Genomic DNA, 602 nt, shown 5'->3' on the forward strand with positions numbered 1-602 from the left:
GCGCTGGCGATGGGGGCCGACCGCGGCATCCTGGTCCAGACCGATGCCGAGGTGCAGCCGCTGGCGGTGGCGAAGATTCTGAAGCGTCTCGCCGACACCGAACAGCCGGGTCTGGTCCTGCTGGGCAAGCAGGCGATCGACGACGATTCGAACCAGACCGGCCAGATGCTGGCGGCGCTGCTGGACCGTCCCCAGGGCACCTTTGCCTCGAAGATCGCGGTGGCCGACGGCACGGTATCGGTGACCCGCGAAATCGACGGCGGGCTGGAGACGGTGGCGCTGGAGCTTCCGGCGGTGGTCACCGCCGATCTGCGCTTGAACGAGCCGCGCTATGCCAGCCTGCCCAACATCATGAAGGCGAAGAAGAAGCCGATCGAGACGGTGACCCCGGACTCGCTGGGCGTCGATGTCGCGCCGCGCCTGATCACGCTGTCGGTCGAGGAACCGGCGAAGCGTCAGGCCGGGATCAAGGTGGCCGACGTCGCCACCCTGGTCGAGAAGCTGAAGTCCGAAGCGAAGGTGATCTGAGATGAGCGTTCTTGTCCTCGCCGAACACGAAGCCGGGGCGCTGAAGCCCGCCACCCTCAACACCGTCACCGCCG

Annotated in this window: 1 protein-coding gene; it reads left to right on the plus strand. The window is 67.3% G+C overall.

The genetic code is table 11. The annotated features are described in order from the left end of the window. The coding region (locus K678_RS17420; protein WP_021133807.1) for an electron transfer flavoprotein subunit beta/FixA family protein at window positions 1–528 on the plus strand (528 nt) is incomplete at its 5' end. Between the last annotated feature and the right edge of the window lie 74 nt (window positions 529–602).

Source organism: Magnetospirillum fulvum MGU-K5 (genome assembly GCF_000442515.1).
Lineage (GTDB): Bacteria > Pseudomonadota > Alphaproteobacteria > Rhodospirillales > Magnetospirillaceae > Phaeospirillum > Phaeospirillum fulvum_B.